Source organism: Acidithiobacillus sp. HP-11 (genome assembly GCF_015100075.1).
In the GTDB taxonomy this organism is placed as follows: Bacteria; Pseudomonadota; Gammaproteobacteria; order Acidithiobacillales; family Acidithiobacillaceae; genus Acidithiobacillus; species Acidithiobacillus thiooxidans.
This window is the reverse complement of the sequence record NZ_JACKYY010000001.1, coordinates 24,925-38,145: the sequence shown is the minus strand read 5'-3', so window position 1 is coordinate 38,145 and position 13,221 is coordinate 24,925. Positions and strand designations below refer to the sequence as shown.

Genomic DNA, 13,221 nt, shown 5'->3' with positions numbered 1-13,221 from the left:
GGAGAGTGTTTTATGGACAGCTTGATTGAAGACATTATCGCCCGCGAAATTCTGGATTCTCGCGGTAATCCCACAGTAGAAGTGGAAGTGTATCTCAGCAACGGGCAACACGCCCGCGCCGCCGTCCCTTCCGGAGCTTCCACCGGCAGCAAGGAAGCGGTGGAACTCCGTGATGGCGACGCGCATCGTTTTGGTGGCAAAGGCGTCCGCCAGGTCATTCAGAATATTGAGGAGATCATTGCCCCCGACTTGCAGGATCTGGATGTGCGCGATCAAAAATCCATTGACGAGACTATGATCGGTCTGGATGGCACGGATAACAAAGGCAAGCTCGGTGCCAATGCAATTCTCGGCGTGTCCATGGCTTGCGCCCGTGCCGCCGCTGATTATTGTGATCTGCCATTGTATGCTTACCTGGGTGGACCCGGTGCTACCCGCCTGCCCGTGCCCTGTTTTAATGTGTTGAATGGGGGCGTCCATGCACACTGGCAGGGGGCCGATTTTCAGGAATGTATGCTGGTTCCCTATGGGGCCGACAGCTTCCGCGAATCGCTCCGCTGGGGTGCGGAAATCTATCATGCGTTGCAGGCCCTGCTCCTCGAAAAACATCTCTCTGTGGGTGTTGGTGACGAAGGCGGCTTTGCCCCCGCCGTCGATTCCAATCATGAATCCTATGACCTGCTGGTCGAGGCCATCCGCCGTGCCGGATTTGAACCCGGAAAAGATTGCGGCATCGCCATTGATCCGGCTTCTTCGGAATTCTTCAAAGACGGAAAATACCAGCTGCGCACGGAAAACCGGGCTCTCTGCAGCGCGGAAATGGTCGAATATTATGCAGAAATCGTCCGTAATTACCCGGTGGTTCTGCTGGAAGATGGTTTGGCCGAAGACGACTGGGAAAACTGGAAGCTACTCAATGAAAAACTGGGTAGCAGCATCGAACTGGTGGGCGATGATATTTTCTGCACCAATCCGAAAATCATTGCTCAGGCCATTGAAGACAACATTGCCAATGCAACGCTGATCAAGCTCAACCAGATTGGCACAGTCACCGAAACCATCGCCGCCACCCGGCTGGCTCAATTTCATGGTTGGGGAGCTTTCGTCTCGCATCGCTCCGGCGAAACCACCGATGATTTCATTGCCGATCTGACCGTGGCCCTGGACACCGGTCACCTGAAGTCCGGCGCACCGGCCCGGGGTGAACGGGTGGCCAAATACAACCAGTTACTGCGGATTGAAGAAGAACTGGGCACAGCCGCCAGCTTTGCGGGTAAAAAGGCTTTTGTGCGGCCGGTGCGTGGATAAGGCAGTTGCCACACGAGGAACAGCAGCCATGAGTCTTGAATCGAGTTCTTCCACTCACACCAGCAACGGGCTTAGCAGTGCCGAGGCGCAAAAACGTCTGACACAATACGGACCCAATGCCGTAGTCGAAGAAGCGCCCAAAACCTGGCTGTTGTTCCTTCACAAATTCTGGGCACCGGTTCCCTGGATGCTGGAAGCCACCTTTGTTCTGGAGGTGCTGCTGACCAAGTGGCCGGAAGCCATCATCATCGCCCTGCTTTTACTTTTTAACGGAATACTGGGCTTCAGCCAGGAACGCAAAGCCCAAAACGCCTTGGCCCTTCTTCGTGAACGCCTGCGTATTCAGGCCCGGGTGTGCCGGGATGGCAACTGGCAGACTCTGGCGGCCGCCGATCTGGTTCCGGGTGATCTGGTGCATGTGCGCGTGGGGGATATTGTTCCCGCCGATCTGCACCTGACAGATGGCAATGTCCTGGTCGATCAATCCGCCCTGACCGGAGAATCCATGCCCGTCGATTGCACGGCAGACAGTACCCTGTATTCCGCCTCCATCGTGAAACGCGGGGAGGCCAGTGGGGAGGTCACCGCTACCGGGGCCAAAAGCTATTTCGGCAAAACCGCCGAACTGGTACGTGGCGCGGGTGCCAAAAGCCATCTGGAAGAACTGGTTCTCAGCATTGTCCGCTATCTGGTCGCCATGGACGTTCTGCTGGTGCTCGCCATTCTCGCCTACGCCATGGTGCAACAAATCCCACTCGCCAACATTTTACCCTTCGCCTTGATTTTGCTTGTCGCCTCGGTGCCCGTCGCCCTGCCCGCCACCTTCACCCTCGCCACCGCCATTGCCTCCCTGCATCTGGTTCATCGCGGGGTGCTGGTGACCCGCCTGGCCGCCGTGGAGGAGGCGGCGGCCATGAACGATTTGTGCAGTGATAAAACCGGCACTCTCACCCAGAATCGTCTCAGCCTCAGTCAGATTCAGCCCTGGCCCGATGTCAAAGAAGAAGATTTGCTGCGCATGGCCGCCCTGGCCAGTGACAGTTCTACTCAGGATCCCATTGATTTAGCCATTCTCCAGGAAAGCACCAAAAGGCAGATCAGTCCGCCAACTCGTGCGCAGTTCGTGCCTTTTGATCCGGCCAGCAAGCGCTCTGAAGGCACTTTTATCCAAGATGGCAATCAGTGGCGCGCCATGAAGGGAAGCCCGCAAATCATCGCCAGGCTCTGCAAGGATGCAGACTGGGAAAGTCGCACCGCACAATTGGCTGCCAGCGGTGCGCGGGTACTGGCGGTCGCGGCAGGGCCAGATAGTCAGCCGCGCTTTCTCGGTTTGCTGGCTTTTTCAGATCCTATCCGCCCTGATGCCAAAGACGTGGTGCAACAGCTCCAGAAACTGGGCGTTCATGTTCGGATGGTCACGGGAGACAGCGTCCAGACCGCGCAAAGCGTCGCCAGCACTCTCGGGATTGACGGTCAAGTCTGCGAACGGGGGCGAATCACCGAAGATTGTGGGGTTTATGCCGGGGTCTTCCCGGCTGACAAGTTCCATCTGGTCCAGGGGCTGCAAAAAAAGGGCCGGATTGTCGGCATGACCGGCGATGGGGTGAATGACGCCCCCGCACTCAAGCAGGCGGAAATGGGAGTGGCGGTGGAAAGTGCCACCGATGTGGCCAAGGCCGCTGCCAGCATTGTACTGACCACCCCCGGACTGCAAGGCGTACTGGAGGCGGTCATCACCGGCCGTCGCGTCTATCAACGCATGCTCACCTATACCCTGAACAAAATTGTCAAAGTCTTTCAGGTTGCCCTGTTTCTGAGTCTCGGATTTTTACTTTTCCGCAGCTTTGTGGTCACTCCCCTGCTCGTGCTGCTCCTGCTCTTTGCCAACGATTTCGTGACCATGTCCCTGGCCGAAGATAACGTCCGTCCCTCACCCCAGCCGGATCGCTGGGCAATCCGGACCCTGGTCTTTTCCTCTCTCGCTGTCGCCATCGCCTGGCTCATCTATATTTTTGCGGTCTATGCTGTAGGCCGTAGTCTACATCTGCCTACCCCCTCAATCCAGACCCTGGATTTTCTCGGCCTGGTATTCTCAGGATTGGCTAATGTGTTTCTGGTCCGCGAGCGCGGTCATCTCTGGGCATCCCGCCCCGGAACATTCCTCAGCGTCGCCAGTCTGGTAGATATTATGATTGTCAGCATTCTGGCCATCATGGGTTGGTTGATGGCCCCTATCCCCTGGATTTTTGTGCTTTGTCTGCTGGGAGCGACTGTTGTCTATACGCTGTTGCTGGACCAGATCAAAGTTCCTCTGCTACAAAAACTAACGCATGCTTAAGCTTTTTATTGGGAGCCCGGGAATACTATGATTGCAAAGTCACGACATTTTCAGCTTCAGATCGTCGATGTGCATGGCGAAATCTATACTGGTCTAGCCACTTTTGTGGTAGTGCCTGGTGAATTGGGTGAACTGGGCATTTTGGCCGGTCATGCGCCATTAATCAGCATTCTCCGGGCTGGTGAATTACGCATCACCCCCTTTGATGGGCCGCCGGAAATTCTTTTCATTGAAGGCGGAATGGTAGAAGTTCAGCACGAAACGGTGACGGTTCTGGCCAACAACGGACTACGCGTCAGCGATATTGACCCCAAACTCAGCCAAAATCGTATCAGCGCCGCTGAGCGTATCCTGAAAGAGCGTAAGGCTTCAGAAATGGATTTTGTTGCCGCTGAATTGGCTTTGCAAAGTGAACTAGCCAAGCTCAGGGCCTTTCAAAAATATCAACAGGCAAGCCAGGGAAATGAAAAGCTGGAATACGACTGGGAACGTCCTCCTCTGGAAGGTGTCCCTGAAATTAATGTACAAACACTGGAAGACTGAATCTTGCGTTGGGAAATGACCACTTATCAGATTGAATCGTTAATAATTATATGAAAATTTTACGCAAGAAAAAATCCGGCAGCCTGCATAGGATCTCCTGTGTCTATTATCCCATCTCTTTCACATTAGAGGCTATCTTCGATCTGTTCCAGTGTCTTTCCCTTTGTTTCTGGTACAATCCAAAGAGTAAACAAGATCGCCAAAACAGTCATTGCCGCATAAAACATGAAAGTAGGGCCGCGTCCAATAATCAATAACAAGTCTAGGAATATGCCGGAAATCACCATGTTTGAGACCCAATTGGCGACGGTTGCAATACTCATGGCCCTACCCCGGATAGCGAGCGGAAAAATCTCAGAGATCATCAGCCAGAAAATGGGTCCGAGGCCAATAGCAAAAAAAGCAACAAAAATCGCAACCATGCCCACGATGATATAAGTTAGTGGGCCGTGAAGCTGTATCAGGAATCCAGTACCAATAAAAACAAGACTGGTCAGCATACCATACAGACCCAAAAGTAGCATTTTGCGGCGGCCAGCGGTGTCCAGTAACCGCATTGCGACGCCTGTCATGATCACATTGACGGCACCAATACCCACAGTGGCAAGAATAGAACCGGAAGCGGAGGATAAACCGGCATCCCGGAAAATGGTTGGTGCAAAATAAATAACAACATTTATCCCCGTTATTTGTTGAAAAACCGCCAGACCAACTCCGATAATCAGAGGCTTACGAACTTTACGTGTCAGAAGTAACGACCACGGCGCTGCCCGACGGCTGTCCTCAACAATATCGCGATGTAGATCCCCAAGTTCCTCGGATACATCCTGACGTCCCCGTAAAAAACGAAGTCCCGCCGTCGCCTTTTCTATAAAATTACGCCCCGCCAACCACCGAGGACTTTCCGGCAGGACCATCATCCCCCCAAGCAAAATAAGTCCGGGAACGGAACCAAGCCCCAGCATCCATCGCCAGCCATCTGGGGTTCCAGAGAGCATATAATCAACCAGATACGATACAAAAATACCAACCGTAATATAAAATTGATTGATGGTTACAATCGCACCGCGCCAGTGCGCCGCTGTGATCTCTGATAGGTACAGAGGGGTAATCATGGAAGAAACCCCAATGGCGGCTCCTACCATAACCCGGCCAAGGAAGAGAATAGGTATGGTCCCAGCTACTGAAGATAAAATTGCACCTGCTGAGAAAAGAACGGCGGCAACAATCAGTACGGCACGACGTCCAAAAGCATCTGCAAGTGCTCCGGCAAATGCTGCGCCCACGGCGGCAGCAGCTAACGCGATTGCAACAAACAACCCCTTCATGCTTGCATCAAAGTGAAAAACTTGATTCACAAACAAGAGAACGCCAGCTACGACACCTGTGTCGTAGCCGAAGAGTAATCCACCGAGCCCGGCAACAATTGCAATCAAAATAAATCGCCAGTCTTTCTTGGGCTGATTGGCCTCTGTCATACTCATCCGACGAATATCCTCTTGAGAGCTTATTGTAGTTTAAAACATCTTTTTACATGATAATCCGCTGAACGCTGGCAATGCAATTATAAAGCATACAGCAAACCCTATAAAACCCGGAGGTACTCTGCCGGCAACGGGCTTTCCTGTTGCGCCTGCTTTTCACCATGGGCCACGAACAAATTAATCACTTGTCCGTGGGCCTGAATCAGGGTCACCACATTGGGATCATCACTGCGTTCTTCAATCATCACACCATCTGGAAGCAGGCTGACTTCCATATGCACTTTGTCATGTTGAGCAAAGAGCTCGGCAAAAGCCGGATCCCAAAAGCGCAGGCCAAAATTTTCGTGCAAGCGCTGTTTCATCGCAGGGACATGATCGTGCAATAAAGCCACCACCTCCGGATTGTGTGAACGGGTTCGCGAGCGAATCCCATCAGGCAACATTTCCAGATCACGCTGAATATCATCATGCAGTGCCAGAAGACGATGGAAAACACTCTGGTCATGTTGATGACGGGCAGCCCTGACAGGATCACGACCAGCCCCACGCATGCCAACATGCATATTCTGCTTTGAAAACATATAGATACTCCTTAAATTAAGCATGTCGCCGCCCAGATGATTCATTCTACCGGTAGTGGCCGTGGGTGCGTTTTGCTCCATTGTTCCTTGCCTGTTGTTCTAAGGCTCATCCTGCTGTCAGGAGAGAACTCGCCCTACGGGCTCAAACATCTCCTCCTGACGGGCGCAGGACTTCACCAAGAACAACGACGGCCCAGAACAAAAGTCGCTGAAAAGCATCCACGGCAACTGCCGTTTTTAGGTTCATCGGGACAGCTACATCAATGGATTGGATATCTAGTGAACATATCATCACCAGAACTTACTTAGTGGTAAGTATTCTGCAGTCACCACAAAGCGGCATTGATAAAAATCAATTTTGACTGATTTAGTCGGGTTTATGCGCTTCAGACAGGCCGGCAATATGCGCAAGACTTTTTGGTTTCAAGATTTCCAGTTGACTGCCCTGCTCCTGAATCAACGCCTTACGCTTGAAATCTGCCATAATCCGACTGACATGCTCGGTAGATAGCCCCAGAAAGGCGGCGATATCTGTTCGCGTTAACGGGAAAGGCAAACTGCGTAACTGCGGATAGCGCCGGGCCCATTGCAGTAAAAAAGTCGCCAGCCGGGCCTCGGCCCGTTTAGCGCCCAGCTCAATAATCCGTTCTTCACTTTTTTGCAGGGCGTCCTGCCAACGCTGCAAAATGGCCGCCCGAACTTTGGGCAGACGTTCCGACAAGCGCTGTAGTTCTGCCAGATCAAGTCGACAGAGCTGACTCGGAGCAAGAACGATAGCACTATGGCGATGATGTTCTCCCTGCATGCCTTCAAAACCAAGCAGATCTCCGTGATGGAGTAAACGAACGATAACGTCCTGACCACTTTCCAGAGAACTTACCAGCTTCACCGCACCATTTCGCAAGGTATAAGCATATCGAGCAGGTTCTTTCATCCGATAAAGAACGTCCCCTTGCCGACCCTCTATATCCTGCACTTCCATCCCCAGACTGCAGAGTTCTTCGGTATTCAGTCCTGCAAATATACTTTGGTCGCGCATGCGACATTGCAGGCAATCAGAACGTTTGCTGGCAATTTCGCTGTTCATGAACCCATTTATTGAGTAGCCCAATACTGTGGATAGGCACCCTTCTGCCCGGATTTTTTGCCAATTCCCGTGGCCGCTGATCCTGCCTCGCTTTTGCTGGATTGCGGCCCCACCAGCACCCGAAACAGGTGGTTAACGGAAAGCGTCCCCACGCAGGCTTTGACACCCACTTTATCGACTTCTTGCAGCAATTGTTCAGCCATGGTGACTTTTCCAAAAGCACCCAGTTGCACATACCAACCGGCTTGCTGACAAGCATGGGGAATGGGTACCGGTTTAACGGCTGCGGGAACAGCTGACGCAACGTTGGCAGGGCCCGGAGATGACTCTGCGGACACCGGTGAAGTAGGAGAACGGGTTGCCGAAGTCAGTAACAGCGTTTTGGCTGTGGATACTGCTGAACCGGTCGCGGCAGGCGTTTTCGGCAAGGTCAGGAATACACTGGTGGAATCTGAAGTGATCATTTTGACTTTTCCAGGTTCGGAAACAGCCGAAGATTTCCAGATAAAAGACACAAACAACAATATGACCAGCAAAAAAATAATGAAAATCAGCACACCCAAGCGCATGCGCCCGGTCTGCATCTCCCGGGTCGGTCTGGCGACATTATCTGTATTTTTCATGTGTTTTTGGCGGTTCACCCGCGCTCCGCAGCTCAGCAAGGTACGCCCATACTACAATTTTGATCGGCACAAGCCTAGCTTGAAGAATCTGGTTTATATAAACCAATGCGGTTGATATAAACCAATTCATCATGGGTGAAATAAACCAAAAGCAACCGACGCATCATTCAATAATAATATAAGATCATGTTTTTATATGACTCATATCCGAGCAATTCAGTCAGGAACAAAATATGCTTTTATCCCCTGTAGTAACACCTAAAAACAACCGTTCACGAGGATTCAACTATGATCATTGAAGACACTTTACCCGTGCTTCTCAGTCGCCTCGATTTTGCCTTCATCACCTCCATGCATATTCTCTGGACTCCGGTGACCATTGGCATGTCCTGGCTGCTATTTTTTCTGGAGGTGGCCTGGCTGAAGACCGGCAATGAACACTGGTACCGCCTGCAGCGCTTCTTTGAAAAGCTTTTTATCGTCAATTTCGGCGCTGGTGTGGCCACGGGCGTGACCATGGAAATGGCCTTCGGCATTTTGTACGGCCCTTTCTCCCAGGCTGTTGGCCCTTTTTTCGGAAACATTCTCGGCTTTGAAACCATCACCGCCTTCATGTACGAGGCCGGCTTCATTGGCCTGATGATTTTTGGCTGGGGCAAAATCGGCAAGGGCATGCATGCTTTTGCAACCTTCAACGTGGCCCTTTCATCCAGTCTTTCAGCCATGTGGATTCTGGTCGCCAACGGCTGGATGCAGTCTCCCACCGGAATTCAACTGAAAGATGGGCTGTTTCAGGTCACCAACTGGTGGCAAGCCATTTTTAACCCGAACTTTAATATTGGCTTCCCGCATATGTGGGTAGCTACCGTAGAATTAGCCCTGTTTTTCTTCGCGGCGGTCAGCGCCTGGTTTATTTTGAAAAATCGCCAGGCCAATTTGTTTACCAAACTCTTGAAGCCGACTTTGTTGGCACTGATCATCATCACCCCGCTGCAGATTTTTATTGGTGATGAACTGGGTCGGGAAGTGGCACACGACCAGCCCACCTCTCTCGCGGCCATGGAAGGCCATTTCCACACCTATCTGCCCGATGGTAAGCCCAACACCAGCTGGAATCTGATTGCCATTCCAGATGTTTCAGCAGGAAAAAATCTGTTCTCCATCCAGATTCCTCATGTTCTCAGCTTGCTCGAAACCCATACCTGGGACGGAGTAGTCACCGGTATGGATCATTTTGCTCCGAATGATCGACCCAATGTCTGGGTGCCCTTTTATGCCTTCCGGGTGATGGTCGCCATCGGCTTCTTCCTGTTTTTCATGGCACTCTGGGGTAACTGGTTGCGCTTGCGGGGGAAATTGACTGCAGAACATCTGCGTAAGAATCCGTTGTTCCTGCGTCTGCTGGTGTTCAGTGGATTCCTGCCTTATCTCGCCGTCTGGACCGGCTGGTGGACACGTGAAATCGGCCGTCAGCCCTGGGTTGTTTATAACCTGATGCGGACCTGGCAGGGTGTCAGCCACATGGGAGTCACTGCTGAATCCTTCTGGCTGATTGGCTACATCATTTTCGAACTGATGGTTTGGGGGGGTGCCTGGTACTTCTTTACCCGGGTTATCCAAAAAGGACCCGATATGACCAGCCCGGTCATTGGTGCTTCGGATCATGATGCACATCCATCCGGTGGCGGAATTGCCAAGCCGACTTTCGCCAAACCGACAATGAACAAGCTGGACTGAGGATCGATACCATGCATGAAATATTTCGTATACATAGCACCTTAAGTACATTCTGGTGGATACTGCTGGGGGTTTTCTTCGTCATTTACATTGTTCTCGACGGTGCGGATCTGGGGGCCGGCGTATTTTCCCTGCTCCTCAATAATGAGAATGATCGGGCGGCCGTCATGTCTTCCATGGCAGGCACCTGGGATGCCAATGAAACCTGGCTGGTAGTGGCCGGTGGCGTGATTTTCGGGGCCTTTCCTCTGGTTTATGGGTCCACATTCAACTATCTGATGATCCCATTGATGTTTGCGCTTTGGGGCATCATTTCCCGGGCGGTGGCCTTTGAATTTCATGTCCACGCCAAAAGCAGCCGCAAATTCTGGGGCTTCATGTTTGGCCTTGGCAGTCTGGTCGCGGCCCTTTTTGCGGGTATTGCGCTGGGGGCCACCTTGCTGGGCTTTCCGATGGGTACCGGCAATGCCCAGGGCATTCAGGTAGCCAATGATCCGTTTGTGAATACTGAGCCGCACTTCTCGGGCAATGCGCTGACCTTTTTGTCATCCTTCAGTATCTGGACCGGCATTGGTGCTGTCATTGCCGGTGGTCTGGCGGGCACCTTGTACCTTTGTGCCCGTTTTGAGCAGGATGATCCTATTTATCTCAAGGCTCACAAGTCTGCCACTCTGTTTTCCTTCCTGGCGCTGGCGGCGGTAGTCATCACCTTGATCTGGTCCTACGCGATCATGCCTGATGCCGCCAAGTGGACGGGGAGCGGCTGGTTCGGCTGGCTGATCCTGCTCATTGCCATCCTGATTTCTGCCTACAAAATGATGAGCAATCACGCAGCCCACCGTGATTTCGCCGCACTGCTCTGGTGTGGCGCCATTGTGTTGTTCATGTGGGGAGGGATGTGGGCCACCAATTTCCCCTACATCATTCCGCAGACCTGGACTATCAGTCAGGGCGGCAATCCGGCCAATGACCTGGCCATCCTGACCCTGTTCATGACGGGATTCGTGCCGGTCATGATTACTTACAACATCTATCAGATCTGGGTGTTTCGCAAGCGCATCACCCATCTGGCCGGTTATGAAAGTCATTAAGTCATTTCCCTGGTGATGTTCCGTTTGGGGCCGCAAGGCCCCTTTTTTTAGCTTCACATAATCGTATGAAAATGTTCTATAATGATCAGGTATAATTTACTTTTACCTTGGCAACACAAACTAAACAGGAGTCCTGAGATGTCCAGGAATAAAAAAAATAGTACGATGCGGTCACTTCAAGATGATGCGCACGAAAAAAATCATCTTGATGAAAAAGCCCATTACAAGGCGGAACTGCGGGCCCTCCAGATTGAGCTGGTCAAGTTGCAAAGAGATATTATTCGTAAAAATGAAAAAATACTGGTGATACTCGAAGGTAGGGATTCAGCCGGCAAGGATGGATCCATCAAACGCATTATCGAACACCTCAGTCCTCGCGAAACCCGGGTGGTTGCATTAAGCAAGCCTTCGGACAGGGAAGTAAGTCAGTGGTATTTTCAGCGCTACATAGAACACCTGCCCTCAGCCGCAGAAATGGTCTTTTTCAACCGCAGTTGGTATAACCGTGCCGGTGTTGAAAAGGTGATGGGATTCTGTACGGACCAGCAATACGAAGAGTTTTTCGCCGAAGTCAATAATTTTGAAGGGATGCTGGTGCGTTCCGGCATTCATCTATTCAAGTTCTATCTGGATATTTCGCGCGACGAGCAGAAACAACGCCTTGAAGCGCGCAAAGATGATCCACTCAAACAGTGGAAAACTAGTCCCATTGATGAAAAGGCTTTGAAACATTGGAAGGATTATAGCGAAGCACGCAATATCATGTTTGCCCGCAGTCATTCTCCTTTCGCTCCCTGGATTATTGTCAATGCCAATGATAAAAAGATAGCCCGGTTGCAACTCATCAAAGGGCTTTTGAGCCGGCTGTCCTACACAGACAAGGATGAAATGCGGGTACTTCCTGACCAATCCATCATTTTTGAATATGAATCCCTTTATCTGGATAATGGGATGATCCAGGAATAATGACACATCCATCTTCATTACTTTACCCATTTGATTTTGCCCAGGAGGAAATATGTCCATCATCGATTTACCGTCAGCTTTGACTCGCGCCCTCTCCCTCAAAAACGAGGACTCCCTGGATGCGGCAACCATTGCGGCAGCAGAACAACTCAGCAAAAAAGAAGGATTATCCCTGGATGCTGCCGTGGGCGTTTTCGGCAACGATCAACTTGTTGAACTGATTGGTTTCCTGAATGACAGTATGAGCTGTGAACAACTTTCTGCCCTCTGTGATCCGGAAAGCTACGATGCGGAACAGGCTCGCGAATGGGAGGTCACCAAGGATCAATACCTGCTTGCCCATGAAATTGCCGTCCTGAGCCACCGTGTGGCCAAGCAGCGAGATACAACCAAGTAAAATTCTCAGGCCAAAGCACTCCATTGCAGCAACGAGATGGACCAAAACGCTCACAGTTCATGTCCATCTCCTATAATCAGGTCAACCGCATTTCCCTTTTAGCCATGAAAGGAGTTAGCAGGCATGCCTCAATTCAAGCATCCCCCCTTGGGTATCCCCACAGACAGCGCTAAACGCTGGACAGAAAACTACCAACTCGCCACGCAAGGAAGCGGTCGTCTTTTTTTGATGGCGGGCGACCAGAAGGTCGAACATCTGAATGATGATTTTGTCGGAGGTCAGGTTGCTGCAGATGATGCTGATCCTGAACATCTTTTTCGGATTGCCAGTGCGGCACCGGTAGGTTGCTTCGCGGCTCAGATGGGGCTGATCAGCCACTATGGAATGGATTATCCTGAAGTGCCCTATCTGCTGAAACTCAACAGCAAAACCCATTTAGTGAAAACTGCCCAGCGTGATCCGGCCAGTTTGCAGTGGCAGAGCATGGCCCAGGTGCGTGATTTTGTCCGGCACTCCGGCCTGAAAATTGTAGGCGTCGGTTATACCATCTATCCCGGTTCACTATATGAGCCCGAGATGTTGACCGAAGCCGCGCGCATTATCCAGGATGCCCACGCCATGGGTCTTTTGGCCGTTATCTGGGCTTATCCGCGCGGACAGGCTGTAGGCGACAAGGAACAGGATCCGCACATGATTGCCGGAGCCAGCGGCCTCGTTGCCTGCCTCGGCGCTGATTTTGCGAAGGTGAATCCACCTTTGGATGCACAGGGAAACATGGATGCCCGCCTGCTGGGTGAGGCCGTTGCGGCAGCTGGACGTACTCTGGTCATTTGCGCCGGGGGCTCAGAAACCGACTCTGAATCCTTCTTGCAACGTCTGCATGCACAAATACATATTGGTGGGACCCAGGGCTGTGCCACAGGCCGAAATGTCCATCAACGCAGTCAACCGGATGCCGTACACTTTTGTCAGGCGATCCATGCCCTGGTCGTCAAAAATCAGAGCGTGGAAGAAGCTGCAAAACTTTTGGGAGAAGCGTCTTAATCAACCCGATGGGCCATACCCG

At 51.8% G+C, this 13,221-nt stretch carries 12 protein-coding genes; 8 read left to right on the top strand and 4 right to left on the bottom strand.

Going from position 1 to position 13,221, the window contains the following annotated elements; genetic code table 11:
* The first annotated feature begins 12 nt into the window (after positions 1–12).
* Genes eno through atpC form a run of 3 tightly spaced genes read left to right on the top strand, consistent with a single transcriptional unit; the run spans position 13 to position 4,189 of the window.
* Complete coding sequence (gene eno / locus H7F08_RS00175; protein ID WP_193639627.1) at positions 13–1,308, top strand: phosphopyruvate hydratase; 1,296 nt, start codon at positions 13–15, stop codon at positions 1,306–1,308.
* A 28-nt stretch (positions 1,309–1,336) separates the two neighbouring features.
* Positions 1,337–3,646 carry a plasma-membrane proton-efflux P-type ATPase gene (locus H7F08_RS00170; protein WP_193639626.1) on the top strand — a complete coding sequence of 770 codons (2,310 nt, stop codon included), beginning with the start codon at positions 1,337–1,339 and terminating at the stop codon, positions 3,644–3,646.
* Between the two features lie 27 nt (positions 3,647–3,673).
* Positions 3,674–4,189 carry an ATP synthase F1 subunit epsilon gene (gene atpC / locus H7F08_RS00165; protein ID WP_010638887.1) on the top strand — a complete coding sequence of 172 codons (516 nt, stop codon included), beginning with the start codon at positions 3,674–3,676 and terminating at the stop codon, positions 4,187–4,189.
* Positions 4,190–4,314: 125 nt separating this feature from the next.
* Here atpC and H7F08_RS00160 read toward each other — a convergent pair whose 3' ends face one another.
* The 4 genes from H7F08_RS00160 to H7F08_RS00145 form a co-directional block, all read right to left on the bottom strand.
* Positions 4,315–5,700 carry a sugar porter family MFS transporter gene (locus tag H7F08_RS00160; RefSeq protein ID WP_319026037.1) on the bottom strand — a complete coding sequence of 462 codons (1,386 nt, stop codon included), beginning with the start codon at positions 5,698–5,700 and terminating at the stop codon, positions 4,315–4,317.
* Between the two features lie 74 nt (positions 5,701–5,774).
* A complete protein-coding gene (locus H7F08_RS00155; RefSeq protein WP_193639625.1) occupies positions 5,775–6,254 on the bottom strand; it encodes a hypothetical protein in 480 nt (159 codons plus the stop codon).
* 367 nt (positions 6,255–6,621) lie between these two features.
* The gene (locus H7F08_RS00150; protein WP_193639624.1) at positions 6,622–7,341 is read right to left on the bottom strand and encodes a Crp/Fnr family transcriptional regulator; all 720 of its coding nucleotides are present in this window, start codon (positions 7,339–7,341) and stop codon (positions 6,622–6,624) included.
* An 8-nt stretch (positions 7,342–7,349) separates the two neighbouring features.
* The gene (locus H7F08_RS00145) at positions 7,350–7,982 is read right to left on the bottom strand and encodes an SPOR domain-containing protein (protein ID WP_193639623.1); all 633 of its coding nucleotides are present in this window, start codon (positions 7,980–7,982) and stop codon (positions 7,350–7,352) included.
* A 270-nt stretch (positions 7,983–8,252) separates the two neighbouring features.
* On the opposite strand from H7F08_RS00145, the gene H7F08_RS00140 reads away from it, so the two are divergent.
* The 5 genes from H7F08_RS00140 (at position 8,253) to H7F08_RS00120 (ending at position 13,199) form a co-directional block, all read left to right on the top strand.
* Positions 8,253–9,701, top strand: coding sequence for a cytochrome ubiquinol oxidase subunit I (locus H7F08_RS00140; protein ID WP_193639622.1), 1,449 nt, complete (start codon positions 8,253–8,255; stop codon positions 9,699–9,701).
* 11 nt (positions 9,702–9,712) lie between these two features.
* The gene (locus tag H7F08_RS00135; protein ID WP_193639621.1) at positions 9,713–10,792 is read left to right on the top strand and encodes a cytochrome d ubiquinol oxidase subunit II; all 1,080 of its coding nucleotides are present in this window, start codon (positions 9,713–9,715) and stop codon (positions 10,790–10,792) included.
* Between the two features lie 138 nt (positions 10,793–10,930).
* Positions 10,931–11,758, top strand: coding sequence for a polyphosphate kinase 2 (gene ppk2, locus H7F08_RS00130; protein ID WP_010638855.1), 828 nt, complete (start codon positions 10,931–10,933; stop codon positions 11,756–11,758).
* 52 nt (positions 11,759–11,810) lie between these two features.
* Entirely contained in the window at positions 11,811–12,155 is a 345-nt protein-coding gene (locus H7F08_RS00125; protein ID WP_024895147.1) for a hypothetical protein, read from the top strand.
* Positions 12,156–12,278: 123 nt separating this feature from the next.
* Positions 12,279–13,199 (top strand): aldolase, encoded by a 921-nt coding sequence (locus tag H7F08_RS00120; protein ID WP_193639620.1) that lies wholly within the window; start codon positions 12,279–12,281, stop codon positions 13,197–13,199.
* Positions 13,200–13,221 lie beyond the last annotated feature (22 nt).

What these genes read in the sequence shown, in the direction of transcription:
- eno (WP_193639627.1), top strand. Translation starts at nt 13, where the DNA reads ATGGACAGCTTGATTGAAGACATTATCGCCCGCGAAATTCTGGATTCT.
- H7F08_RS00170 (WP_193639626.1), top strand. Translation starts at nt 1,337, where the DNA reads ATGAGTCTTGAATCGAGTTCTTCCACTCACACCAGCAACGGGCTTAGC.
- atpC (WP_010638887.1), top strand. Translation starts at nt 3,674, where the DNA reads ATGATTGCAAAGTCACGACATTTTCAGCTTCAGATCGTCGATGTGCAT.
- H7F08_RS00155 (WP_193639625.1), bottom strand. Translation starts at nt 6,254, where the DNA reads ATGTTTTCAAAGCAGAATATGCATGTTGGCATGCGTGGGGCTGGTCGT.
- H7F08_RS00150 (WP_193639624.1), bottom strand. Translation starts at nt 7,341, where the DNA reads ATGAACAGCGAAATTGCCAGCAAACGTTCTGATTGCCTGCAATGTCGC.
- H7F08_RS00140 (WP_193639622.1), top strand. Translation starts at nt 8,253, where the DNA reads ATGATCATTGAAGACACTTTACCCGTGCTTCTCAGTCGCCTCGATTTT.
- H7F08_RS00135 (WP_193639621.1), top strand. Translation starts at nt 9,713, where the DNA reads ATGCATGAAATATTTCGTATACATAGCACCTTAAGTACATTCTGGTGG.
- ppk2 (WP_010638855.1), top strand. Translation starts at nt 10,931, where the DNA reads ATGTCCAGGAATAAAAAAAATAGTACGATGCGGTCACTTCAAGATGAT.
- H7F08_RS00125 (WP_024895147.1), top strand. Translation starts at nt 11,811, where the DNA reads ATGTCCATCATCGATTTACCGTCAGCTTTGACTCGCGCCCTCTCCCTC.
- H7F08_RS00120 (WP_193639620.1), top strand. Translation starts at nt 12,279, where the DNA reads ATGCCTCAATTCAAGCATCCCCCCTTGGGTATCCCCACAGACAGCGCT.